23 protein-coding genes are annotated in these 25,379 nt (G+C 59.1%); 13 read left to right on the forward strand and 10 right to left on the reverse strand.

What is annotated here, in order from left to right; all coding sequences use genetic code 11:
* The first annotated feature begins 229 nt into the window (after window positions 1-229).
* Window positions 230-712, forward strand: a complete 483-nt coding sequence (gene coaD / locus FIV08_RS17495; protein WP_152439260.1) for a pantetheine-phosphate adenylyltransferase — start codon at window positions 230-232, stop codon at window positions 710-712.
* Between the two features lie 62 nt (window positions 713-774).
* Here the strand turns inward: coaD and FIV08_RS17500 are convergent, their stop codons facing one another.
* The 4 genes from FIV08_RS17500 to FIV08_RS17515 form a co-directional block, all read right to left on the reverse strand.
* Window positions 775-2,067: a DUF945 family protein gene (locus tag FIV08_RS17500; RefSeq protein ID WP_152439261.1), complete on the reverse strand. Its 1,293-nt coding sequence runs from the start codon at window positions 2,065-2,067 to the stop codon at window positions 775-777.
* A gap of 50 nt (window positions 2,068-2,117) precedes the next feature.
* Window positions 2,118-4,259, reverse strand: coding sequence for a polyphosphate kinase 1 (gene ppk1 / locus FIV08_RS17505; protein ID WP_138435918.1), 2,142 nt, complete (start codon window positions 4,257-4,259; stop codon window positions 2,118-2,120).
* Between the two features lie 43 nt (window positions 4,260-4,302).
* Window positions 4,303-5,334 (reverse strand): porphobilinogen synthase, encoded by a 1,032-nt coding sequence (gene hemB, locus FIV08_RS17510; RefSeq protein ID WP_172972296.1) that lies wholly within the window; start codon window positions 5,332-5,334, stop codon window positions 4,303-4,305.
* 168 nt (window positions 5,335-5,502) lie between these two features.
* Window positions 5,503-5,724, reverse strand: a complete 222-nt coding sequence (locus tag FIV08_RS17515; RefSeq protein ID WP_061330833.1) for a hypothetical protein — start codon at window positions 5,722-5,724, stop codon at window positions 5,503-5,505.
* Window positions 5,725-5,996: 272 nt separating this feature from the next.
* On the opposite strand from FIV08_RS17515, the gene FIV08_RS17520 reads away from it, so the two are divergent.
* From FIV08_RS17520 to panP, 4 genes are all read left to right on the forward strand, one after another.
* Entirely contained in the window at window positions 5,997-6,626 is a 630-nt protein-coding gene (locus FIV08_RS17520) for a TetR/AcrR family transcriptional regulator (RefSeq protein WP_152439262.1), read from the forward strand.
* Between the two features lie 2 nt (window positions 6,627-6,628).
* Window positions 6,629-8,320: an isovaleryl-CoA dehydrogenase gene (locus tag FIV08_RS17525; protein WP_152439263.1), complete on the forward strand. Its 1,692-nt coding sequence runs from the start codon at window positions 6,629-6,631 to the stop codon at window positions 8,318-8,320.
* A 206-nt stretch (window positions 8,321-8,526) separates the two neighbouring features.
* Window positions 8,527-8,874, forward strand: a complete 348-nt coding sequence (locus FIV08_RS17530) for a DUF503 domain-containing protein (RefSeq protein ID WP_152439264.1) — start codon at window positions 8,527-8,529, stop codon at window positions 8,872-8,874.
* A gap of 196 nt (window positions 8,875-9,070) precedes the next feature.
* Window positions 9,071-10,747, forward strand: a complete 1,677-nt coding sequence (panP, locus tag FIV08_RS17535) for a pyridoxal-dependent aspartate 1-decarboxylase PanP (protein WP_152439265.1) — start codon at window positions 9,071-9,073, stop codon at window positions 10,745-10,747.
* Between the two features lie 223 nt (window positions 10,748-10,970).
* Here panP and FIV08_RS17540 read toward each other — a convergent pair whose 3' ends face one another.
* On the reverse strand, window positions 10,971-11,237 hold the full coding sequence (locus FIV08_RS17540) for a hypothetical protein (RefSeq protein WP_058091522.1): 267 nt from the start codon (window positions 11,235-11,237) through the stop codon (window positions 10,971-10,973).
* A 107-nt stretch (window positions 11,238-11,344) separates the two neighbouring features.
* Window positions 11,345-12,910, reverse strand: a complete 1,566-nt coding sequence (locus FIV08_RS17545; RefSeq protein ID WP_152439266.1) for an inorganic phosphate transporter — start codon at window positions 12,908-12,910, stop codon at window positions 11,345-11,347.
* A gap of 198 nt (window positions 12,911-13,108) precedes the next feature.
* Between FIV08_RS17545 and FIV08_RS17550 the strand changes: the two genes are divergently transcribed.
* From FIV08_RS17550 to FIV08_RS17560, 3 genes are all read left to right on the forward strand, one after another.
* Window positions 13,109-14,212, forward strand: a complete 1,104-nt coding sequence (locus FIV08_RS17550; RefSeq protein ID WP_152439267.1) for a GGDEF domain-containing protein — start codon at window positions 13,109-13,111, stop codon at window positions 14,210-14,212.
* A gap of 76 nt (window positions 14,213-14,288) precedes the next feature.
* Window positions 14,289-14,735, forward strand: coding sequence for a flavodoxin (locus FIV08_RS17555; protein ID WP_152439268.1), 447 nt, complete (start codon window positions 14,289-14,291; stop codon window positions 14,733-14,735).
* Between the two features lie 108 nt (window positions 14,736-14,843).
* Entirely contained in the window at window positions 14,844-17,390 is a 2,547-nt protein-coding gene (locus FIV08_RS17560) for an EAL domain-containing protein (protein WP_152439269.1), read from the forward strand.
* On the opposite strand, the gene tesB is transcribed toward FIV08_RS17560, so the two are convergent.
* The 3 genes from tesB to FIV08_RS17575 all read right to left on the reverse strand — a co-directional run bounded on the left by tesB (window position 17,357) and on the right by FIV08_RS17575 (window position 19,680).
* Window positions 17,357-18,217 (reverse strand): acyl-CoA thioesterase II, encoded by an 861-nt coding sequence (gene tesB, locus FIV08_RS17565; RefSeq protein ID WP_061330841.1) that lies wholly within the window; start codon window positions 18,215-18,217, stop codon window positions 17,357-17,359. The two genes, FIV08_RS17560 and tesB, sit on opposite strands and share 34 nt — an antisense overlap.
* Before the next feature lie 121 nt (window positions 18,218-18,338).
* A complete protein-coding gene (locus FIV08_RS17570) occupies window positions 18,339-19,496 on the reverse strand; it encodes an NAD(P)/FAD-dependent oxidoreductase (RefSeq protein ID WP_152439270.1) in 1,158 nt (385 codons plus the stop codon).
* A 16-nt stretch (window positions 19,497-19,512) separates the two neighbouring features.
* Window positions 19,513-19,680 carry a rubredoxin gene (locus FIV08_RS17575; RefSeq protein WP_008173532.1) on the reverse strand — a complete coding sequence of 56 codons (168 nt, stop codon included), beginning with the start codon at window positions 19,678-19,680 and terminating at the stop codon, window positions 19,513-19,515.
* Between the two features lie 268 nt (window positions 19,681-19,948).
* Here FIV08_RS17575 and FIV08_RS17580 point away from each other — a divergent pair, with 268 nt between their 5' ends.
* The 5 genes from FIV08_RS17580 (at window position 19,949) to phoR (ending at window position 24,173) form a co-directional block, all read left to right on the forward strand.
* Window positions 19,949-20,506, forward strand: coding sequence for a hypoxanthine-guanine phosphoribosyltransferase (locus tag FIV08_RS17580; protein WP_061330843.1), 558 nt, complete (start codon window positions 19,949-19,951; stop codon window positions 20,504-20,506).
* Entirely contained in the window at window positions 20,487-21,041 is a 555-nt protein-coding gene (locus FIV08_RS17585) for a chorismate--pyruvate lyase family protein (RefSeq protein ID WP_061330844.1), read from the forward strand. Before FIV08_RS17580 ends, FIV08_RS17585 begins: the two co-directional genes overlap by 20 nt.
* A 78-nt stretch (window positions 21,042-21,119) precedes the next feature.
* A complete protein-coding gene (gene ubiA, locus FIV08_RS17590; protein WP_152439271.1) occupies window positions 21,120-22,004 on the forward strand; it encodes a 4-hydroxybenzoate octaprenyltransferase in 885 nt (294 codons plus the stop codon).
* Between the two features lie 104 nt (window positions 22,005-22,108).
* Complete coding sequence (phoB, locus tag FIV08_RS17595) at window positions 22,109-22,801, forward strand: phosphate regulon transcriptional regulator PhoB (RefSeq protein ID WP_058091532.1); 693 nt, start codon at window positions 22,109-22,111, stop codon at window positions 22,799-22,801.
* 52 nt (window positions 22,802-22,853) lie between these two features.
* Window positions 22,854-24,173: a phosphate regulon sensor histidine kinase PhoR gene (phoR, locus tag FIV08_RS17600; RefSeq protein WP_061330846.1), complete on the forward strand. Its 1,320-nt coding sequence runs from the start codon at window positions 22,854-22,856 to the stop codon at window positions 24,171-24,173.
* Between the two features lie 28 nt (window positions 24,174-24,201).
* Here the strand turns inward: phoR and FIV08_RS17605 are convergent, their stop codons facing one another.
* Entirely contained in the window at window positions 24,202-25,092 is an 891-nt protein-coding gene (locus FIV08_RS17605) for a response regulator (RefSeq protein WP_152439272.1), read from the reverse strand.
* Window positions 25,093-25,379 lie beyond the last annotated feature (287 nt).

A 25,379-nucleotide genomic window follows, 5' to 3' on the forward strand; every position in this document is an offset into this window, starting at 1 on the left:
AGCGGCATGCAGATTGTCAGCTCGCATATGCAGCGCCTCCCCTCCCGGGAATGTCGAAGGCCAGGGATGGCCTGAGTCAAGCGCACATGGATGTGCTTGTAGCGTTTCCCGGGAGGGGAGGCGCTGCGTATGCATGGCACACAACTAAGACAGCGTTGAACAGGGCTCTGGACTACAGCCCACCAACGGTTCCTGCTATCCTACGGCCCATCAACAAAAGGAGCTGTGCATGCCAAAAGTCATCTACCCAGGCACCTTCGACCCCATCACCAACGGCCACACCGACCTCATCGAACGCGCCGGCCGCATGTTCGACGAAATCGTCGTCGCCGTCGCCTACAACCCGAAGAAACAGCCCCTGCTCAACCTCGAAGAACGCTGCGAACTGGTCCGCAAAGCCACCGCCCACCTCCCCAACGTCAGCGTCACCGGCTTCAGCAACCTACTGGCCGATTTCGTGCGGGAGCAGAACGCCACCGTCATCCTGCGCGGCCTGCGAGCAGTTTCAGACTTCGAGTATGAATTCCAGCTCGCCGACATGAACCGCCGCCTGGCCCCGGAAGTGGAAAGCGTGTTCCTGACACCGGCCAACCACCTGTCGTACATCTCGTCGACCCTGATCCGGGAAATCGCCTCGCTGGGTGGCGACATCTCCGAATTCGTCGACCCTGCAGTGGCAAATGCCCTGAAAGAGAAGTTCAGCAAGTCCTGAGCAGAAACCGATAAAAAAGCCCAGCCGGCGGTAGCCATCGGCTGGGCTTTTTCAAGAAGGGATTAAAGCAGTGGCGGCATCGGAATCTCGATGCCATTGATATCCAGAACCAGATCCTGCAGGCGGCCAGTCATGACCAGTTGGTCGCCGGCATCCACCAGCAACCCCTGTTTGATCAAGGGTGCCACCTGCATGCGCACGGCCGGATAGTTCTCAGCCAGGGCCAACGGCATACGGAAGTCCAGCGCCCCGGTTAAGCCCTGCATCACCATCAGCATGTTGGCCCGCTCGCTCTCTGACAGCTCCGGATGGGACAGCTCCAGGCTACCCTGCACGGGCCCTTCAGGGGTATCCAGGCTCAACTCCCGGATTCCTGCGGAAAATCCGGCGGCCGCAAGCCCGCGAACCGAATCGTTAAACCGCTGCATCAGGGCCATCTGCTGCTCGAACGCCGCCTGCGGGGATTGACCGGCCTGCGCCGCCATCAGCTGCATGTCGGTCATCACCGAACTGAACTCATTCCAGCTGGCAACATCAAGACCATCTACAGCGAACTCAATCCGGTGCGGGCCGAAGGTACCGTCATCAAAGACAACGGAGTCCAGCGCCAGGGCAATCGAGGAATCCAGTCGCTCGCCTTTTCGGTCTGCCTCGCTATGACTGCTCAGCGCGATACCGTTAAACGCCATGGGCGGCACCTGAGGACCCTGCATGGTCAAGGCATCAACCGTGACCGCACCGGCGCCGGTCCAGATATCACCGGATAACCAGGCAAGGCTCTGCTCCATGTGCACGTTTTCAATGGTGACGTTCATCTCCGGCCCGGACAGCACCACCGCCGGCCAGACCATCAGCATGTCGGCTTTTTCACCCAAACGACCAATATCAATCCGTGCCAGACCACCGCTGCTGCGCAAAACACCACCACCGTGTGGCTCGCTGATCTCGATAGCAGGGGCCTGCAATTCCAGCGTGGCGGAACCCCAAACCCGGGTTTCCAGTGTCAGTTTTGGTTCGTCGTTGGGGAACCAGCCTGCCCCCTCCGGCTGCCAGCCTTCCGTAGGTCTGAAATTCAAGTGGCTGCCAGTAATGCCGTGAGAAACCTGAACCTCAAAATCTATGCGGTTACTCTCGCCCGTGGCGGGGTCCAGAAAGGTGGCGGTACCAGAGACTTCGGAGCTCATCAAACCGCGCCGGTAACGATCGGTTTCCATGCGCAGGAACGGCTGGGCATTGTTGACTTCCTCGGTCGCAGTCAGCCAATGTTGCTCAGTCAGATAGCCCACGCCCCAGGGGGCTACGCCAGCCACTACCAGTATCGCCGTGCCGGCGATGGTCCAACGTTTAAGATTCAAGGCTCCAATCCTGTTGTGTTTTTATTTCCTGCGGGCCGGGGGCCAGCGTATCAATTCGGTTTAGAGGTTAACCGGTCCAGCAACACCAGCTGCGAAGCCAGGCGTTCCTCTCCTTCTTCTGGCTGATTCTGTAGATAACTGCCATCAGACTGCAATACCCAGGACTGGCAGTTATCAGAAAGATAGGTATCCAGATCCTCGGTCACCCGCTCGATTAGCGCCGGCTCTTCGATCGGGAAGGCGGTCTCAACCCGGCTCAGCAGGTTCCGCTCCATACCATCGGCGCTGGAACAGTAAACGTCGGGTTTGCCGTTGTTGCCAAAGTAATATACCCGGGTATGCTCAAGAAAGCGCCCGATGATGGACCGCACCCGGATATTCTCCGACAGGCCCGGCACCTGGGGACGCAAGCAGCAGATACCGCGAATGATCAGATCAATACTGGCACCGGCCTGGGACGCCCGGTACAGGGCTTTGATCACCTGCGGCTCGGTCAGGGCGTTGAACTTGAAGATAATGCGTCCGTTCTCCCCAAGCCCGGCTTCCCGCTCTATCAGACTGATCAGGCGATTGTGCAGGGTGAAGGGGGCGTGAAACAACTTCTTGATCTTCAACGCCTTGCCCATGCCGGTCAGCTGCTGGAACAGCTTGTTGACATCGTCACCGATGGATTCGTCGCAGGTCAGGAAGCTGTAATCGGTGTACAGCCGGGCGTTACCGGCATGGTAGTTGCCGGTACCCAGGTGCACATAACGGCGCAGCCGGCCTTCTTCCCGGCGCACAATCAGGATCATCTTGGCGTGGGTTTTGTAGCCCACCACGCCGTATACCACAATCACCCCCGCCTCCTGCAGACGGCTTGCCAGCTCCAGGTTTTCTGCCTCGCTGAACCGGGCCCGCAGCTCGATAACGGCGGTCACTTCCTTACCCCGCCGGGCCGCATCCGCCAATGCCTCGACTATTTCAGAGTCGGCTCCGGTGCGGTACAGGGTCTGGCGGATCGCCAGCACATGGGGATCTTTCGCCGCCTGTCGCAGCAGGTCGACCACCGGACTGAAGTTTTCATAAGGATGCAACAACAGCAAGGGCCGCTTGCGGATGGCATCAAACATGGATTCCTTGCTGCGGATCTGGCGCGGAATCGAGGGTGAAAAACTGGAATAGGTCAGGTCGGGGCGATCCACCAGGCTGCCAACGGCCATCAAACGGGTCAGGTTGACCGGTCCATGCACCTGATAAAGATCCCGCTCGGTCAGACCGAACTCCCGCAAGAGAAACTGCACCAATTCCTCCGGGCAGTTGTCGGCCACCTCCAAACGCACTCCGTCACCAAACCGGCGACTCAACAATTCGCCGCGCAGGGCTGAGGCCAGGTCTTCCAGGTCGTCTTCCAGTTCAAGGTCAGCGTTACGGGTCAACCGGAACTGGTAACAGCCTTTCACTTCCATGCCCGGGAACAACTCGTCCGCATGGGCGTGAATCATGGATGACAGAAACACCAGGTTGTCGCCGCCGTCACAGACGTCATCCGGCAGCCGAACCAGGCGAGGCAGGGAGCGGGGTGCGGGCACAATGGCCATGCCGGTTTCCCGACCGAAGGCGTCTTTGCCATCGAGTTCAACGATGAAGTTGAGGCTCTTGTTTACCAGGCGTGGGAACGGGTGCGACGGGTCCAGCCCGATGGGGCTGACCACCGGCAATATCTCTTCCTCGAAGTAGTTCCGCACCCACTCTGCCTGGGCCGGCGTCCACTCACGGCGCCGGACAAAGTGAATGTTCTCTTTCTCCAGCTCGGGGATCAGCACGTTATTGATGATGTCGTACTGCTCGTGGATGTAGTCGTGGGCCACCCGGCTGATCTCCGCCAGCACTTGGTCTGGCTGCATGCCGTCCACGCCCACGGTCTCCCGACCGTACTTCATTTGCTGGCGCAGGCCCGCCACCCGAATTTCAAAGAACTCGTCCATGTTGCTGCTGAAAATGCAGCAGAAGATCAACCGGTTGATCAGCGGATGAGTGGTATCCAGCGCCTGCTTCAACACCCGGTAGTTGAACTGAAGCTGGCTCAGCTCGCGGTTGAAATAGTTTTCACTGGCGTCCAGATTGATGTCTTCCCCCACCGGCGGTACATCTACCGGCGCTGGCACACTCTGATCACTGATCTCTGCGGTTTGCGCATTCTCGGTTGTCATTACTCTTCATATCCATGGTTATTTCGGGCGCCTTCAAGCCCCTCTATACCCGCGAACGATCCCTCATCAGTCTCGCTGCGCGCACTGCAAAATAGGTCAGGATGCCGTCAGCACCGGCACGGCGCATGGCCATCAGGCTCTCCATCATCACCGCATCGCCATCCAGCCAACCGTTCTGCGCAGCGGCCATATGCATGGCGTACTCACCACTCACCTGGTAGACAAACGTTGGCACCTGCAGTTCGGTTTTCACCCGGTGCACAATATCCAGGTAGGGCATGCCCGGTTTGATCATTACCATATCGGCACCCTCGGCCAGATCCATCGCCACTTCATGAATGGCTTCGTCACTGTTGGCCGGATCCATCTGATACGTCGCCTTGTCGGCCTTGCCCAGGTTGGCGGCAGAACCGACCGCATCCCGGAACGGGCCGTAATAGCTGGAGGCATACTTGGCAGAGTAGGCCAGAATCCGGGTATTCACATAACCGGCGCCTTCCAGGGCATCGCGGATAGCCGCCACGCGACCGTCCATCATATCTGAAGGGGCAACCACGTCAGCCCCGGCATCGGCATGGGACAACGCCTGGTTCACCAGAGCTTCAACGGTGACATCGTTCAACACATAACCGTTGTGATCAATAATGCCATCCTGACCATGGGTGGTGAACGGGTCCAGGGCAACGTCGGTGATCACGCCGAGTTCCGGCTGAGCTTTCTTCAGGGCACGAACCGCCCGCTGAGCCAGGCCGTCCGAATCCCAGGCACCCGAGCCAGACAGATTCTTCCTCTCAGCAGGGACGACCGGAAACAGCGCCACCGCCGGAATGCCCAGCTCCACCAGTTCCGCAGCCTGCTCCACCAGAAGATCGACACTCAGGCGCTCCACCCCCGGCATGGACGGCACAGCCTCACGCTGGTTCTCGCCTTCAAGCACAAACACCGGGTAGATCAGGTTATCAGGCGACAGCTGGCTTTCCCGAACCAGTCGGCGGGAAAAATCACTGGCGCGATTACGGCGCAAACGGGTCGTCGGATAGGCTCGGCTTGAAATCGGCGGGCGCTGTTTGGACACGGATAACCTCCTGAATATGGATGGCCTTGGAAAGTGATGACATCATACACCCCAGAGGCCACGCATTGCAGGTTTGAGCCCAGTGTGCCGTTGACCGATGACAATCCAGTGACAAAAAACGGACGGCCCTGCCTCAGGATGGCAGTCGCCGCCCGCCAATGAAGGGAATCAGATGGATCGGTTGTTAAACCCTACTTCCACCTTGCGTGGGGAGTCCGCACGGAACGTGGTGTCCACTTCCTGTATCCGACCGCCACTTTGCAGGAATGCTTCGATATCAGCCTGCAACTGGGCCCTGACCCGTGCCCTGCCGGCAATGGAATGGTTATCATCACTGTCGCTGGTCCAGTTACCGGACTGCTCCAGATTGCTTTCGTCGAATTCACTCATGGTATTTTCTCCATCAACGAAAACAGAACTACAAGCACTGTTGGCTCTGCGCCTGACAGCACCCCGTCTCGACCGCCGGCCGCCTGCGGCCCCGTCTTGGCGTCTTTATAATCCGGTTTTGGTGACGACGCTATTTCCTGACAACCACTTTTTTGTAACTTTTTGTATCCAATTTCAAGCCCATGATTTTAAAGATGTCTTGCATGACAAAACAAACAACCGCAAATTGACACAAAGAATGAACCGTGATTCACTACTTGTAAGGAGCCGGCATGGCCTATCGTGAAACCGAAAAGATGCGCGAACGGAAAGCCCGGGCACGCCAGAACATCATCGAGCGCACCTGGGAATGTGTCGCTGAAGGTGGCTTCCGAAGCGCCCGTATCACCCGGATTGCTGGCCTGGCCGGCGTTGCCACCGGCACCATCTATCGGCATTTCGAGTCCCGCGAGGACCTTTTTGCCGAAATCTTCCGGTTGGCCACCCAGCGGGAAGTCGACAAGGTGGCCGAAGCGCTCAACGTATCCGGAAACGCCGTTGAACGCCTAGACAACGCCTTGAGGAAATTTGCCCAGAGGGCCCTCAAAGGCCCCATGAAGGCCTGGGCCCTGATCGCCGAACCGGTGGATCCGAAGGTAGAAGAAGAGCGACTGGTTTACCGAAAGGCTTACGCCAGCCTGTTTGAACAAGCGATCCGGGATGGCATAGCCGAAGGCTGCATACCGGACCAGAACGCACGGCTCGCCAGTACCTGCCTGGTGGGCGCGATATCAGAATCCCTGGTGGGGCCTCTGTCACCAACCCAGACAGACATACCGCCGGGGCAAGACAACAACGAAGATGAGCTGGTCAACGCCATCGTCTGCTTCTGCATACGGGGGTTGACCGGCACCAGGAGCTAACCATGAACAGCCCGCAGCGCAAGACCGAGTCCACCGCCGACAACCGCTACCTGTCGGCCACCCACGAGGTGATCAACCAGCCACGGCCGCTGGAGAACTACAACCTCTACGAACAGGACACCGCGCTGCGGGAGGCGGTACTGCGCGAGGGCGCCGGCTTCGCCAACGACGACCTGAGTCAGTTCGGCGCCTGGGCCGGCCAGGCGGATACCATTGACCTTGGTAACCAGGCCAACGCCAACAAGCCCTCCTTCCGCACCCACGACCGCTACGGCCACCGGGTAGATGAGGTGACCTTCCACCCGGCCTACCACGAACTCATGCGCGTGGCCCTGGAGAATGGCCTGCACAGCTCGCCCTGGACTAACCCCGGCAAAGGCGCCCACGTCGCCCGCGCCGCCAAATACTACCTGCACTCCCAGGTAGAAGCGGCGCACTGTTGCCCGATCACCATGACCTTCGCGGCCATCCCGTCGATCCAGAACCAGCCAGACCTGGCCAAACTCTGGGCTCCGAAAATCCTGGCCAACGAATACGACAGCCGCAACGTACCAGACACCGACAAAACCTCCGTCACCATCGGCATGGCCATGACCGAGAAACAGGGCGGCAGTGACGTACGCGCCAACACCACCGTGGCCTACCCGACAGGCCAGGAAGGCCCGGGCCAGCCCTATGAACTGGTTGGTCACAAATGGTTCGTCTCCGCCCCCATGTGCGACGCCTTCTTGGTGCTGGCCCAGACCACCAGCGGCCTGTCCTGCTTCCTGATGCCCCGGTGGCGCCCGGACGGCACCAAGAACCCCTGGCAGGTACAGCAACTCAAGAACAAAATGGGCAACGTCGCCAACGCCTCCAGCGAAGTGGAAATCCGCGGCGCCCTGGCGTGGATGGTCGGTGAAGAAGGCCGCGGCGTCAGAACCATCATCGAAATGGTCGCCATGACCCGCTTCGACTGCATGATCGGCAGCGCCGCCGGCATGCGCCAGGCCGTCGCCCAGGCCAGCCACCATTGCCACCACCGCAGCGCCTTTGGCGCAACCCTCAGCGACCAGCCGCTGATGCAGAACGTCCTGGCCGACCTGATCATCGAAAACGAAGCCGCCCTCGCCTACACCATGCGCGTAGCCCGGGCCATGGACAACCAGAACAACGAACACGAACGCCTGCTGGCCCGCCTGGCCACCCCCGTAGGCAAATACTGGATCTGCAAACGCACCCCCAACCACGCCTACGAAGCCATGGAATGCATCGGCGGCAGCGGCGTGATGGAGGACTGCATCATGCCCCGACTGTTCCGGGAATCCCCGGTCAACGCCATCTGGGAAGGCAGCGGCAACGTCCAGTGCCTGGACACCCTCCGCGCCCTGCAGAAAGAGCCCGAAACCCTAGACGCCTTCTTCAAAGAAGCCGCCGAAGCCCGTGGCACCGACCGCCGCTTCGACCAGTTCCTGGCACAGCTCCAGCACGACTTCGCCGACATCAGCGACTTCCAGTACCGTGCCCGCAACCTCGTCGACCGCATGGCCCTGACCATGCAAGGCTCCCTGCTGCTGCGCTTCGGCGATAAAGGCGTCGCAGACGCCTTCTGCGCCTCAAGACTGCAATCCAGCGGCGGCATGAACTACGGCAACCTGCCCTCCGGCACCAACCCGGCGGCGATTATCAAACGGGCGACGCCTGTAGTAGGCTAGGGGAAGAATTCGTCAGCTCGTCATTTCACCCCACAGAGGCGGACGAGCAAAGACTCCCCGAAGAAAGTCCGGGAAGCGGTGAGGGTGGGCTGTTCAAAACCTTGCGGAGCCATGGATGGCGGAGCAGAGCGTACAAGGACGTATCCACAGCGTGTTTTGAACAGCCCACCCTCACCGGTTCCTGCACCAAACGAGCCAGACCAAACATGTCAGAAGCCCTGAGAAAACTGCTCAAAGAAGGCAAAAACCCACAACAGCACCAGGATATCACCCCCCACGTAGGCGTCCTCACCCTGCACTTCCAGCTCTACGCCTGCGAAGACCTAAAAGCCAAACGCAAAGCCTTCACCGCCATGAAAGCCATCTGGGGCAGAGAACCCGACCTCGCCGTCGCCGAAACCGCCGACCACGAAGCACTGGACTGCGCCACCTGGACCATCGCCGCCCTCGGCGCCAGCGCCCAGCAAATCACCCAGCGCCTCGACCAGATCGAAAAGGACATCCAGGACCGTATCGACGCTGCCATTCTGGATGTTCACCGGGAAATACTCTGATAGCCCCGGCGCCATAACACCAGCGCCCACAGGGCATAGCGTCATTCCTGTTCAGGCCTTATACTACCGCCCCTCAGGGAATACATGACCTGCAAGCACGCAGGCTATACTACGAGTGTCGGGCAACGCCCGGCTTCGTCCGCCGGGTTTCCGGAACCGACCTTGCGGATAACCACTGAAAGAAGTGTGTGGCTCTATGACCGGAAAGAAAAAATCCGCCCAGGCCTCCGTTGAGGCCATGTATCGCGTATTCACGGTGCCCGAGGCGCCGGAATCCACCCTGAGCCGCATCGACCAGAACATCTCCCGGAACCTGGCCGGCTTCCTACAGGAACACATCGTCGCCGTTGAACGCGACCTGAGCGATGTCGAAAAGAACTTCGCCGACTCCGTGATTCCGGAAAAGCCGGTATTCGTCTCCGAACAGGCCCAGTTCCTGCTCGACAAACTGGTCGCCAACTCGGTGCACACAGCCTCACCGGCATTCATCGGCCACATGACCTCGGCACTGCCTTACTTCATGCTGCCGCTGTCAAAAATCATGATTGCCCTGAACCAGAACCTGGTTAAAACCGAAACCTCCAAAGCCTTCACCCCCCTGGAGCGCCAGGTACTGGGCATGGTCCACCGGCTGGTGTACCAGCAAGACGGCTCCTTTTACCGCAAATGGATGCACGACCCCCGGCACGCCCTGGGCGCCATGTGCTCCGGCGGCACCGTCGCCAACCTCACCGCCCTGTGGGTCGCCCGCAACCGCGCCTTCCCCGCCGAAGGCAGCTTCCGCGGCCTGCACGAAGAAGGCCTGTTCCGGGCACTGAGGTATTACGGCTGCGAAGGCGCCGCCATCGTTGTCTCCAAGCGCGGCCACTATTCCCTGCGCAAAGCCGCCGACGTACTCGGCCTGGGCCGGGATGCCCTGGTGCCGGTGGAAACCGACGAATTCAACCGTATCCAGCCCGATGCCCTGCGGGACAAATGCCTGGAACTGCAAAAGCAGAAAATCAAGGTCATGGCTATCTGCGGCGTGGCCGGCACCACCGAAACCGGCAACGTCGACCCACTGGACGCCATGGCCGACATCGCTAGGGAATTTGGCGCCCACTTTCACGTCGACGCCGCCTGGGGCGGGCCAACCCTGTTCTCCCGCACCCACAAACACCTGCTGCGCGGCATCGAAAAAGCAGACTCGGTCACCTTCGACGCCCACAAACAGCTCTACGTACCCATGGGCGCCGGCCTGGTGGTGTTCAAAGACCCCAGCCTCGCCAGCGCGGTAGAACACCACGCCCAGTACATCATCCGGAAAGGCTCAAGAGACCTCGGCAGCACCACCCTGGAAGGCTCCCGCCCGGGCATGGCCATGCTGATCCACTCCGGCCTGAAAATTCTCGCCAGAGAAGGCTACGAAATCCTCATCGACCAGGGCATCGACAAAGCCAAAACCTTTGCCAACATGATCGATGAACAACCGGATTTCGAGTTGGTCACCCGCCCGGAACTGAACATCCTGACCTACCGCTATTGCCCGGAAGACGTACGCCAGGCACTGGCCATGGCCGACGAACTGCAGGCAGAGAAAATGAACACCTGCCTGAACCGCATCACCAAATTCATCCAAAAAACCCAGCGGGAGCGAGGCAAGGCATTCGTCTCCCGAACCCGACTGGAGCCGGCCCGCTATTATCACTTCCCGTGCATCGTCTTCCGGGTGGTCCTGGCCAACCCGTTAACAACACCAGACATTCTGGAAGACATTCTCAAGGAACAGCGGGAACTGTCGAAGGAGGATGGCATTGCCGATGAGATTGCCATCCTGCACCAGATGGCGGAAGCGGTTTTAAATCAAAACCAGAAAGAAGCCAAACAGGCCTGAGCTTAGCGAAACCCTCTCAAAGTTATGGGGCGGGGCTTGTGGGAGCCCTTTCCAAAACCTTGCGGAGCCAGTCGGCGCCCCGCAAGGGGATGGGGAGCTTCGCCCAAAACACGCTGTGAATACGTCCCTGTACGCTCTGCTCCGCCATCCATGGCTCCGCAAGGTTTTGGGAGAAGCTCCCCATCCCCTTGCTCAGAGTTCGTCATTCAATATCGGGGATTGATCAGTAAAGCGCCTCTTCGTCATCCAGCACCTCGTGCAGGATCTCCAGAAACATCTTGTCTGCCTCACTCCAGTTTTCCGGAATCCGGATGGTGGTGTTGGCACTGATCTCGCGAGCGATCAACTCATCGGAATTCGGCTGTCCCTTGTATTTGCGGGCAATATCCATGGATTTGACCGCAATCGTCGGCTCGCTCATCACCTTCTTGATGAACACCCGCAACTCTTCAATCATCTTGGCCTGACGGCTCTCGGAAGATGAACTCATTCCTGACTCCCCGATTATGGATAGCGTTAAAGCAAACCGGCCCGCTCAGGGCCTGATGCCCATAGTATGGCCAATCCGCGGGGCGGTAACCAGCCCCGCATAAACCATCAGATCATCAAACCACGCAGGGCGAAGAACAGGAACGCCGCCATCAGGGCAGACGCCGGCACAGTGATGATCCACGCCGCAGCAATCCGGAACAGGTGCGAGCGCTTGACCATTTCTTCCTTGTAGATCTTCTTCAGGCGCTTGCGTTCAGACTTGGACAGCGGCACCTGATCCTTCTTTTTCTTGGCCTGCTTCAGCAGATTCTCCATTTCCTCGACAGACGCATTCCGGAAATCATCCAGGAACGGCTTCAGTCGCTCCTGCTCAGCGGGATCATGATGTTCCATGATCTTGTGCAACTGGGTGGCATAGTTGGATTTCAGGTATTCCCTCAGGAAACCAACCCCGAATACGCCACCAATGGCAATATGGGTGGAGCTGACCGGCAGCCCCAACTGGGAAGCAAGGATAACGGTGAGTGCTGCAGACAATGCAATACAGAACGCACGGGTTTTATCCAGCTCGGTGATTTCGCTGCCAACCGTCTTGATCAGGCGCGGGCCAAACAGCATCAGGCCCACCGCAAGACCCAGAGCACCGACCATCATCACCCAAAGCGGGATGCTGGCCGAGGTGACCACACCGCCACCGGCCTGGATGGCATCATTAATGGCCGCCAGCGGACCAATAGCGTTGGCCACGTCGTTGGCGCCATGGGCAAAGCTCAGGAGTGCTGCCGCGAAAATCAGCGGCCAGGTGAACAGCATATTCACACCATCGGTGCTGTTCTCCATCGTCGCCGCCTTACGGCCAACCAGGGTTCTCATGGCGAAAAACACCACTGCCGCCAATGCCAGACCAATCAAGGCGGATTGGGTGAAATCAAGCTTTACCAGCTTGCTCATACCCTTAATCATCAGATAAGTGCCAAAAGCCCAGGCCATGATGGCCACCAGCCAGGGCACGAAGGTGCGGGCCGCTGACACCAGGTTCTTCTGGTACAGCACGGTCTTTTTGATCACAAACAGGAACAAGGCCGCCAGGGCGCCACCCAGTACCGGGGAAATCACCCAACTGGCAGCGATCTTGCCCATCACCGACCAGTCGGCGATGGCCCAGCCGCCAGCGGCAATACCGGCCCCCAGAACGCCCCCAACAATCGAATGGGTGGTTGACACGGGCGCGCCCATCCAGGTGGCCAGGTTCAACCACAGGGCGCCTGCGAGCAGGGCTGCCGTCATCAGCCAGACAAAGGCTCGCGGATCATCGAGACTGGTGGGATCAATAATGCCACCCTTGATGGTTGAGACCACATCGCCACCGGCAATGATCGCGCCACCGGCCTCAAACACCGCCGCGAGCAAGACAGCGCCGCCGAGCGACAGGGCACCCGAACCGACCGCCGGGCCGACGTTGTTGGCGACGTCATTGGCGCCGATGTTGATGGCCATATAACCGCCAATAACAGCCGCCGCCATCAACAGCATATTATTGGGCAGGCCCTGGCTAAAGGAGCCAACCACAAGCCAGACGATAAGCAGGAACAGAACGCTCAGGCCGACCCGATACCGTTCCGTGGCGGGGCTGGTGAGGAGGGTATCCAGAAAGTTGCTGGAGCGGGCCATAATCAATGTCATCTCTTGTGAGCTGAATGAACATCGGGCAGTCATGCCACGGGGGGCAAACTATAAAATTTTTGCCATAAAATTGAAACAAAACTGACACGCAAGGCAGGCGTCACATTCCCGTAAAGAGGGACTGCAAATGCTACATAATTTGGCGCATACTTCCGGAAAGAGCGTCAAAAAACGATAAAAACGCCCATGACCCACGACACCCTAGCCGACCACGCCAGCTCCCGGGAACAGGAAGAGCGGCAAATCTCCCGATTGCTCAATGGCCTGTCCGTGATGGCCGTCGTGTTTCTGGCGGGCATTGGCACCAAGGCCTGGTATGCGGAGCACCCGGTTCATGCCTGGGTGCTCTGGCTGTTTATTGTTCCTGTTGCGTTCAACATGATCTGGTACGCCTGGACGCGGGATCGGGTTGTTCAGAAGGCCGGCCTGCTGACCACCGTCGGTCTGTTGTTTGCCTACCTGCTGGCATCCGGCGGCGAGGGCAACACCGGCCCGCTGTGGTTCTATGTATTCCCGCCCTTGCTGTTCTACCTGACCAGCCTGAAAGGCGGCACCGCCATTCTGCTGTTCTGTTATCTGCTGGCGATCATTGTTTTCCAGTTCCCCGGGCTGCCACTGGTGACTGCGGAATATTCCACCGACTTCAAGATTCGTTTTTTCGCCACCCTGACCTTTGAATCCATTTTCTGCTTTGTTCTGGAAGCAGGGCGCCTGCGGGCCAGGAACAGGCTTCTGGCCCTGGCAAAAACCCATGAACGTGCGGCCCGAACTGACGAACTGACCGGGCTGGCCAACCGCCGGGAAATGCAAAACCGGCTGAATACCGAGTTCTCCCGCTTTAAACGCGCTGGCCATCACTTCTCGGTGGTGCTCATTGACCTGGACCTGTTCAAGCGCATCAACGACGACTACGGCCACGACGCAGGTGACGCGGTGCTCCGGCAGTTTGCCGACCTTACCCACACCATCGTGCGGCAATCCGACCTCGCCGCTCGCTGGGGTGGTGAGGAATTTTTACTGTTGCTGCCAGACACCAGCCTGTTGCAGGCCCTGTCCCTGGCGGAACGGCTGCGAGCCGAGGTGGCCCGAACGGAATTCCACCATCAGGGAAAAACCCTGCCGGTCACCATCAGCGCCGGAGTCTGTTCCATTTCCAAGGCGGGCTCGGTGAACGAGTTGCTCAAACAGGCTGACATCCAGTTGTATAACGCCAAAGACGCGGGCCGAAACCGCATTGCACCCCGGGTACGAAGCCAGGACACCCCGGAAGCAACCGAAACCCGGGCTTGAGCCCACAGGACACCATCGCTATGATCAGCCCCGGTTGGCCAAAGGGCCAAAGTCCTGACAAAGCATAGGTGGTGACATGGCAGCAATTCGAGTTCTGGTTGGCAGTGTTTATGGTGGCGCCCTGCTGACAGCCCGCAAGATTCGCGAGGAACTGGAAGCCGACGGTCACCAGGTGGCGGTCCTGGAAAATCCGACCCTGGATGACATAATCTCCAATGATGATGCCCTGTTAGTCTGCACCTCCACCACGGGCCAAGGCGAAGTTCCGGCCAACCTTCTAACGCTCTATGTTGACCTTCGGGACCAACTCCCCCAGCAACCAGGCCGGCCGTTCGGGGTCATCGTGCTGGGCGATAGCTCCTATGGAGATACCTTTTGCGGCGCCGGCGACCTTATGGAAGAAGCTCTTTACGAGACCGGTGCCCGCAAAGTGGGTGAAACATTGAGGGTTGATGCCCTGGAAACCATGGAGCCCGAAACCGAGGCGGTCCCCTGGGTCAAAAACTGGGTTAACGGTATTTGACCAATCTTTACACAAGTTACCAAATCTCCCTGCCGCGACGCTTGAGCCGCCTCCGGCGACAGGCCATACTCGTCAGCATAACGACAATAACGGTAACCTGTGACTCTGATGAACCCGGCTAAGCTTCTGGCCCTGCTGTTTCTGGTGATAACTCTGCCGCTTCAGGCGCAGCCGGCAAGCGTTTCGTATATTCCGGAGATGGAGTATCTCCGCCTGGCGCCGGACGCTCAGCTCACACCCGTACACGCAATGGCCTCGGACGATTGGCAGGTACTGCCGGAGAAAACACCCAATTTCGGCTACATCCGAGACCACATCTGGCTTCGCTTTCCAGTCAGCAACCCGGAATTCATCACCCTGCTGGAAATCAGCTACCCACAGCTTGATCACATTGATTTTTACCTGATCCAAGACGGCGATATCGTCCGCCATGACAGTACGGGCGATCAGAAACCCTTCCGGGAGCGGCCGGTTCAGCACCCTCACTTCCTGTTTCCGTTCCAGCTGCAACCCGAGAGCGCCTACCAGATCCTGCTACGTGTAGAGACCCAGGGCGCCATGCAGGTTCCCCTGAAGCTCTGGAACAGTCGCAGTTATTTCGAGAAAGCGTCTGTCGAAAGCCAGCTGCACGCCGGTTACTACGGCATTCTGATTACCGTTATCTGCTTCAACCTGTTTGTGTTTCTGGCACTGAGGGAACCGGTCTACCTACTTTATGTGTTATCCACCCTCGGTTACCTGATTCTTGTGGGCAGCCTGAACGGCATCACCTATCAGTTATTGTGGCCAAACCTCCCAGCTATACAGAACCGGGCCATGCTGCTGACCGTGCCGTTTGCTATGGTCTTCACCCTCCTGTTCTCACGCTCGTTCCTGAGGCTGAAACGGTCCAGCCCAGGGCTTGACCGGCTGATTCTGTTAACCATTACCCTCAATGTTCTGACGGCGGTCATCACCTTCTTCACCGATTACAGCACCGGCAGCCGCCTGACGGTTGCACTCGCCATTCCCAGCTGCCTGCTGCTGACGGTGGTGGGGCCGCTCCAATGGGTTCGCGGCAATCCCCAGGCGGTCTACTACACCCTGGCCTGGGGCGCTCTAACCCTGGGCAGTGCTATTACCGCAGCCAACAAGTATGGCCTGATCCCTACCAACTTCATCACCGCCTACGGCATGCAAATAGGCTCCGCTCTGGAGGCCATTCTGCTAAGCCTGGCACTGGCGGTACGTATTTACCGGGAACGCCAGGACAAGGTTCTGGCCCGGGAAGCCGAGTTAAGGGCACTGGAAGCCCGGCGGTCAGCCGAGCTACGGCTGATGGATCAGGCCCTGCACCATCCACTGACAGGCCTGCCCAATCGCAGCAGCTTTGAAATGAAACTGAGTGAGCTCACCCACTCGAACGACCGCAAACGCTATGGCGTTGTGATTATTCACCTCAACAACCTGAACTCGGTGACCAAGACCCTGGGCCATCGCAACAGCGATCGCATCCTGGAGCTCGCGTCCAAGCATTACAATGCGGTGATTCGGGATGTACCGGGCGCCATTGCCATTGAACAGAGCGACGTCCGCAACTTTTACCTAGCCAGCCTGGACCCGCAAACCTTTGCCTTCCTGGTTGATGCCAGCGAAGCCGAAGCTGCCACCCGGGCGGTGCTGCGAAGCATTGAAGAAGTCCGTTACCCGGTTGATTTCCTGGGTATGCAGGTGCCATTAGCGCCGCAGCTCGGGGTGGCGATCTATCCCGAACACGGCACAGACGCCAATACGCTTATTCGGCGCGCGGTGATTGCCGAAGGCTCTGACCGTGCCCGGGACCGGGGGATTGCCTACTACAAGCCGTCCCGGGATTCCTACAGCGCGGAACGACTGACCCTGGTATCTGAACTCCGACACGCCATCGACAACAACACGCTGGCGCTGTATCTACAACCCAAGCTGTCGCTCAAGTCCGGCCAGATCGTCGGATATGAAGCCCTGATCCGCTGGCCAGACCGCGAACAACCGGTCCCACCTGACCAGCTCATTGCCCTGGCGGAGCAAAGCGGACTGATCAAACCCCTGACCCGCTGGGTACTGCAGGAAGCCCTGCACATGCGCAGCCGGTTGCTGGAGCTGGGCTTCGACGCAGGCATAGCGGTTAATATCTCGCCCAACAACCTCCGGGAGCCGGATTTCGCGGTATTTGTTCAGCGCCTGATGCAGAGCTTTCACTCCCATATGGGTGCCATCACCTTTGAGGTAACGGAAACCTCGATGATGCAAGACCCGGTGAACTCTCTGAAGGCACTCAATGCCCTGAACGCGGCAGGCATCCCCCTGTCCATCGACGACTTCGGCTCCGGTTACTCTTCACTGTCGTACATCAAACAGCTGCCGGCCAGTGAGATCAAAATCGACCGGTCGCTGATTACCGAACTGTCGCACCGGGAGGAAGACCGGGTGATCGTGCGGACTACCATCGATATGTGCCACAGCCTGGGCTACACGGTGGTTGCGGAGGGGGTTGAGGATGACGAAACGCTGCACCTGCTGGAAGACATGGGCTGCGACCTGATTCAGGGGTACATTCTGACCAGGCCGCTGCCCTTTGACGGGATGATTGACTGGATGTCTGGTCAGCCCAGGCGCTCACGAATCAGCGCTTCCTGAGTCGTTGACGCCACCAGCACGCCGTCCCGGGTAAAGAAGTTGCCCCGGTTAAACCCCCGCGCACCGGACGCGCTGGGGCTGTCCTTGTCATACAGCAGCCAGTCGTCCATGCGGAAATCCCGGTGAAACCAGATAGCGTGGTCCAGGCTGGCCACCTGCATCCCCTTGCTCATAAACGTTCGGCCATGCGGGTTCAGCGACGTACCGAGAAAGGTGAAATCGGAGGCGTAGGTCAACAGGCACCGGTGCAACACCGGATCGTCCGGAAGGGGCCCTGCCGCCCGGAACCAGTTCTGCCGATGAGGCGGGCGCTTCTCTGGCTTGAACGGATTCATCGGATTGACCGGGCGGATTTCAATCGGACGATCCTTGGTCATCACATCCCGCAGTTTTTCCGGTAACTTTTCTGCGATCATCTTGCCCCAGTCCTGCTCGGAACGCAGTGACTCAGGCTCTGGCGCCTCAGGCATCTCTAACTGGTGATCCAGCCCCGGCTCGGTCACCTGGAACGACATGGAGCCGGTCAGAATTTCCTTGCCATCCTGGCGGGCAATCACACGACGCACCGAGAAGGTGCCGCCATCACGCACCCGCTGCACCTCATAATCAATCGGCATGCTGTGGTTACCCGGGCGCAGAAAATAGGCGTGCAACGAATGGCACAGCCGGTCCTCGACGGTGCGACTGGCCGCCATCAGGGCCTGCCCCAGCACCTGACCACCAAACACATGGGGGAATCCCAGGTCTTCGCTCTCACCCTGAAAATGATCATCACCGATGGGGGACAAGTCCAACAGCTCCACCAGCTTACGGGTTACCTCTAGCATGCCTGCTCCTGTGTTTTGTTAGCTCACGAACGGGTTTTCTACCCCAGAAAGCAAAATTTCGCAACGACAACAACAAGGCAAGGAAGAATATCGGGGCCGGATGGCCCCGATGACAGGCTGGTCAATCCTGGTGGAGAGGCGGCACTTCCCGCGCCAGCGCCTGCTTTTCAACGGCAAAGCGGCCGGTCACCGCAAAACCGAGTGTTTCACCGGCAGGCGACTTGAACAACGCTTTCACGTCAGAGGCTTCCTGTTCAATCTGCCAGTTCCCTTCTGCGCCGACCGGTGGCGGGCATACGGCTGTCGGGCAGCAGGGCGTCTTGACCATGATCGGCATGGTGCCATAGCGGACCTCGGTGCGTTCGCCCGTAAGGGTTTTCGCCAGAGCACGGGCGCAGGCCATCAACGGCAGTACATACAGCAGCACCTGGCCGTCCACTTCGGCGCAGTCGCCCAGGGCATAGACATCCTCTGCCGAGGTTTCCAGCGCACGGTTCACCTGTATGCCCCGCCCGGTGTCCAGCCCTGCGGCTTTCGCCAGCTCGGTTCGCGGCCGCAAACCAACCGCTGAAATCACCAGGTCAGCCTGCAGTGTTTCACCGTTACCCAGTGTCAGCCGGACACCGTCTCCGTCCTCATCAACCTGCTCGACAACGGTTCCCAGGTGGAAACGAACCCCAAGCTCCGTCAGCTCATGGCGAACAGCCTCAGCGGCGGGCTCCGGCAACAGGCTGGGCATCACCGTGGCGTCCGGTGCAATCACGTCGACCTCATAACCACCATTGCGAAGATCGTTGGCAAACTCACAACCAATCAGCCCGGCCCCCATGATCGCCACCCGCTTACCGCCTTCCAGCGCTTTGCGGAATGCCCGGTAGTCCAGCAGGTCGTTAATGGAGTACACACGGTCCAGGCCATTACCAGCCAGACCAAGGCGGATCACGTCAGCCCCCCAGGCCAGCACCAGGTTGCTGTAACCTAGCCGTTCATCACCCAGGATCAACTCGTGCTTGCCGGTGTCTATGCCGGTCACCGTGGTGTAGGTGCGTACTTCCACCCCGAGCTGCTCAGCCATGGCTTCGGTATCGGCCTGGGCCAGCCCCTGGGCGTCTTTATCTTTGGTAAACCCGGTAGACAGCATCGGCTTGGAATAGCTGACGCCATCATCGGCGGTGACCATAACGATCGGGGTGTCTTTGTCCAGCTTGCGGAATTCGCGTACCAGCGAGTAGCCCGACAACCCGGTGCCTACAATCACAATCGGTGCCTGGTTGGTCATTCATCTGCTCCGTTTATCAGCCGATTTCGATCATCTCGAAGTCTTCTTTGCCAACGCCGCAATCCGGGCAAACCCAATCCTCGGGCACGTCTTCCCATTTTGTACCCGGCTCGATTCCATCTTCCGGCCAACCTTCGGCCTCATCGTAGATCAGGCCACAAACCACACACTGCCACTTCTTCATGCTATCTCTCCCATCAATGTTGGCGGAATATTATTGTCTGACAATGCAACAATCAAGCATCACTTTAAAGATTTGTCCGGACAGGCCAGACAACCGCAAAGGGCCATAATACTCGTCCCATTGCCGATGACCAATGCCAGCACGGACGCTCATCCCGGTATATTTGTGCCAATAGCTGTAACTACAGATAGCTACCTGGTGCCACCCCCCTCCCTTCAATAGGCCCACTTCGGTATAATCGCCGGTTTTACGACAGGATCCGACCGTTATGACCGATACCGTCGCCGACATGAACCAGGTCATGGCCGAAGCCGACTGCCTGGTGAATGAGCAGCAGGTGAGCGCCGCCATCGACACGATGGCCACTGCCATTACCGAGCGCCTTAAAGACAGCAACCCACTGCTGTTCTGTGTGATGAACGGCGGTCTCATACTGACCGGACAACTGCTGCCCAGGCTTCTGTTCCCGGTTCAGGCGGAGTACCTGCACGCCACCCGCTACCGCCAGGAAACCACCGGCGGCATCCTGGAATGGAAGCTCCAGCCTGAGGCCGACATGAAAGGCCGCACGGTATTGATTGTCGACGACATCCTCGACGAGGGTACGACCCTCTGTGCCATTGCGGATTACTGCCTGGCTCATGGTGCCCAAGAAGTCCTGACCGCAGTTCTGGTCGACAAAGAGCATGATCGCAAGGCCCGCCCTGGCCTGAAAGCAGACTTCACCGGCCTGTATGTGGAAGACCGATTCCTGTTCGGTTATGGCATGGACTACAAGGGATACTGGCGCAACGCGCCCGGAATCTATGCCGTCAAAGGACTCTGACCACCGCAACGGGCCGATCATCCCCCCCACGCGCTGGTACCGTTCTCTTGCTGCCGCCGGGCTTCACAATCCGGCGGTGCACGGCCCGGCCCGGCACTGGCTCCAGGTGGAGGGCTCGTTTACCCGGGCGCTCCAACAACAGTGCCGTTACCGCTTTCACGTGGAAGTCTGCAACGAGGGCTTCGCCGTGCCAACACTTGAGGAAGCCCGGCGCCTCGGCCTCGCGCCCCGGCAGCGGGCCTGGATCAGGGAAGTTCGCCTGTGCGGCGATAGCCAACCCTGGGTTCTTGCCCGCACCGTCATTCCCCTTGCCTGCCTCGAAGGCAAGGGCCGACGCCTTCGCAACCTCGGCAACAAGCCTCTTGGTGCCTATCTTTTCAGCCGTCCTGAATGGCTGCGCGGCCCACTGGAAACCGGGCTGTGCCAGAACACCGATGACCAGCAACCACAATTGGCCCGGCGCTCCCTGTTTCACCGGGGCAACGAGGCCCTGATGGTGGGCGAGTACCTGCTGCCAACACTCTACCAGCGGTAAACGCGGGTTTAACCGGCGCCGCCAGGCTGGCTATAATCAGCCACTGCCCACGCACCCGACCGATGGAAGACCCTTGCCATGCTGCAGAACGCCCTGCCAGAACACGTCCAGAGCCGTCTGGCCGACTACGCGAAGCTGCTGCGCATCGACCGACCTATTGGCAGCCTGCTGTTACTCTGGCCTACCTGGTGGGCACTCTGGCTTGCCGCGGGCGGAATGCCGTCCCTGGCCAACATTGTGATCTTCACCCTGGGCGTGTTCTTCATGCGGGCGGCAGGCTGTGCCATCAACGACTTCGCTGACCGAGACTGGGACCGTCATGTCAAACGCACCAAAGACCGCCCCCTGACTACCGGTCGCATCCGGGCCTGGGAAGCCGTCGCCCTGTTTGCCGGCCTGTGCCTGGTGTCGTTCCTGATGGTCGTGCTGTTTACCAACTCGCTGACCCTGTACCTGTCATTCGGTGGCGCCCTGCTGGCGTTCATCTACCCATTCATGAAACGCTATACCCACCTGCCCCAGCTGTTCCTGGGCGCCGCTTTCTCCTGGGCCATCCCCATGGCCTGGGCCGCCGAGGCCAATGAACTGAGCCAGCTCACCTGGCTGCTGTTCACCGCCAATGTGCTCTGGACTGTCGCCTACGACACCCTCTACGCCATGGTTGACCGGGATGATGACGTCAAGGTAGGGATCAAATCGACCGCCATCCTTTTTGGAGAGGCCGACCGGGTCATTATCGGTGCCTTGCAGGCGATGGTGATTGTCATCCTGATCATGGTGGGCAACCAGGCCGAACTCGGCACCTTCTACTACCTGGGCGTTACGGCTATGGCCAGCCTGTTTGTCTACCACCAGTACCTGGCACGGGAACGCTCCCGGGACGGCTGCTTCAGGGCCTTTCTCAACAACAACTGGGCCGGCTTTGCGGTGTTCGCCGGTCTGGCCCTGGATTTGATGCTCTGACCATCCAGCCATGTCATATACTTGTAACAAAGACGCGTTGTAATGACCCAGCAACATTACTGGGGAGCCATTTTGCTCCCGGGGTCTGACACAGGTTAATGCTCATGACTGGAAAAACTGTCCTGATCGTCGATGACGAAGCACCTATCCGCGAGATGATCGCGGTCGCGCTCGAAATGGCTGATTATGACTATCTAGAGGCAGCGGATGCCCGCGAAGCGCATGCCCTGATCGTTGATAAACAGCCCGACCTGATTCTGCTGGACTGGATGCTGCCTGGCACCAGTGGCGTTGAACTGGCTCGAAGACTGAAAAAAGAAGAGGCCACGGCGGACATTCCGATCATCATGCTGACCGCCAAGGTTGAGGAAGACAACAAGATCCAGGGCCTTGAAGTGGGTGCCGACGATTACATCACCAAGCCTTTCAGCCCAAGGGAACTGGTGGCACGTCTGAAGGCCGTACTCCGCCGCGCAACGCCAGCCGGCGTCGACAGCCCTATTGAAGTGGAGGGCCTGACCCTGGACCCGGTCGGCCATCGGGTCACTTCCCCCGAGGGCGCACTGACCATGGGACCAACCGAATACCGGCTGCTGCAGTTTTTCATGACTCACCAGGAAAGGGTGTACACCCGCTCCCAATTACTGGACCAGGTCTGGGGCGGCAATGTGTATGTTGAGGAACGCACCGTTGACGTGCACATACGGCGCTTGCGCAAGGCGCTCGGCGACAAGTACGATCATCTGATTCAGACGGTACGGGGCACCGGTTACCGTTTCTCAACACGGGCCGCCTGATCCACACCGGCCGTCACGCATCAGCGCCGGACACACAACAAGGCAGACTTTGATGCAACACAACTGGTCAAGATATCTGCGGCTGATCATCGCCGGCCTTGCTGGCACCACCCTGGTGGGCTGGTATTTCGGCTACCCATTGTATGGCCTGCTTGCGGGACTGATGGCCTACCTCTGGTGGACGCTGGGCCAGGCACGCCACCTCTACCAATGGCTGGCCAACCCCAGCGCCACCGGCGAGCCACCCAAAAGTATCGGCCTGTGGGGTGACATCTTTGACAACCTGCACAAACTTCACCAGGGCCACCTGCTAACCCAGGACCGGCTGCGTGCCCGGATCAACCGGGTGCAGGAATCCACCAACGCCATGCGCGACGGGGTCATCATGACCGACGCCCGGGGCGCCATGGAGTGGTGGAACGGCTCAGCGGAATACCTGCTCGGTTTCAGGCGCAGCACCGACCAGGGGCAATACATCCACAACCTGATTCGCACACCGGCCTTCAAAGCCTACTTCGACGCCCGGGATTACCGGGAGCCGCTGGAAATTCACTCGCCTGCCCGGCCCCACATCCACCTGCAAATACAGATCAGCCTGTTCGGCGATGACGACCGGCTGATCGTCGCCAAGGACGTCACCCGGCTTTATCAACTGGAACAGATGCGCAGGGATTTTGTCGGCAACGTTTCCCATGAAATGCGCACCCCCCTGACCGTCATCAGCGGTTATCTGGAAACCCTGGTTGATCACGGTGACGAACTGCCCCCGAAGTGGCGACGGGCCATCAACACCATGGCGGCGCAGTCCTCACGCATGGAAGCCCTGATAACCGACTTGATCCTGCTGTCAAAGATTGAGACCGGAGAACACACCGGCGACGATGCCCTGACCGATGTCGAACATCTAATCAATCAAATCTGCCACGATGCCAGGGCGCTCAGTGGCGACAGAAATCACAAAATTCTGGTAGAGGTCACCGACCACCGGCTGTTACGGGGCGATGAGAGTCAGCTCAGAAGTGCCTTTTCAAACCTGATTTTCAATGCCGTGAAATACACCCCGGCCAACGGCAGCATCGAAGTCTCCTGGAGTACCAACCGGGACGGCGCGCACCTGCGGGTAAAGGACACAGGTATCGGCATTGACCCGGTTCATATTCCCCGACTGACCGAGCGCTTTTACCGGGCAGACCCGAGCCGACACAAAGATACTGGCGGTACTGGCCTGGGGCTGGCCATCGTCAAGCATGTACTGATCAATCACGACGGCAATCTCGAGATTCGCAGTAAGGTTGGCGAAGGCAGCGAATTTATTTGTCATTTCCCCAGGGAACGACTGGTGGAGCGGGTTCCGGAAACCAACGACAGCTGATTCGCCAGGCACCAGGATGCGCGAGCGACTACCTGCCGGCGCGGAACCGCGCCACAAACCGTGACAGATCTTCCAGTTTTTTCGGGTCCTCATCGACAAACCGGATGGTGACGCTGACAAAGTCGGTATCCTGGCGTTTATCGACTGCCTGCAACTGGTGCACATAACCATTCAGCCGAGCCATCTGCCCGTCGCCAATATCAATATCCACCACCGCCTGATCCAGAATGCCGGGAAACTCCTGGTCCCGCTTGGCAATCACCCGAACTTCCGTCAAGTTGACATCTTTCACCACAGATTTCAGCGTGCTGTCGGAAAACCTGACCGAGGCCAGGCTCATGGGCCCGCGAGCAGCCGGTCTGGACGAGGCTTCTCGCCGCCCCCCCGCCAACAGCGGGTTGTCCTGTTCCGCGGCAGCAGCGGCCGGGTCTTTTCGAGGCTCCGGAGCATCCCGTTTCTGGGTTAGCAGCGCCGCGGATTCCTTGAAGGCATCCGCCGGCCCCTCCATGGATTTGCCGCCTTTCTCCATGGCGTCTTTCAGGCGCCGCCCCATAACCTTGATAATCTTCTTGCTCAACCCTTCGGGACTGAACGGCTTGCCCAGGTACTCGGACACCCCTTCCTTGACCGCCTCAATCACATGGTCCTTATCGCCCCGGCTGGTAATCATGATGAATGGCACTTTCTCGTACTGAGGCTGCTGGCGCATCCACTGCAGCAGTTCCAGCCCGGACATCTCGGGCATTTCCCAGTCACACAGAACCAGATCAAAATTGCTCCGGGACATCAGCGACTGGGCCCGGCGACCATTCTGGGCGTCGGTAGTCTCGATCACCGGGAATCGCTGGCGTACGGTGCGCTTTACCAGATCCCTTACAAAACTGGCGTCGTCCACCACCAGCGCTTTCAGTGTTGCCATAAAACCATCCACTCCGGGCTTGCGTGCATCCGTAAACTATAGAACATCACGGGCTCAGCGTGACCCACCCGCAACAAAAAGACGACAAACACGACAGATGCCATCAGGCATTAAAGAATTGTCACACACCTGGCCCTCAGGCAGTGTTTTCCCGGCTGGAAAACAGGCTAACATGGCGACATCGATCGCTTACCTTCGTCCCGAGAGGTTTACTGTGGCTCATCTGATTACACGGCCGAACATCCGCCGTACCCTGGCTGCCCTGTCACTGTCGGCCCTGGCCTTTG

This window comes from Marinobacter sp. THAF197a, assembly GCF_009363275.1.
Lineage (GTDB): Bacteria > Pseudomonadota > Gammaproteobacteria > Pseudomonadales > Oleiphilaceae > Marinobacter.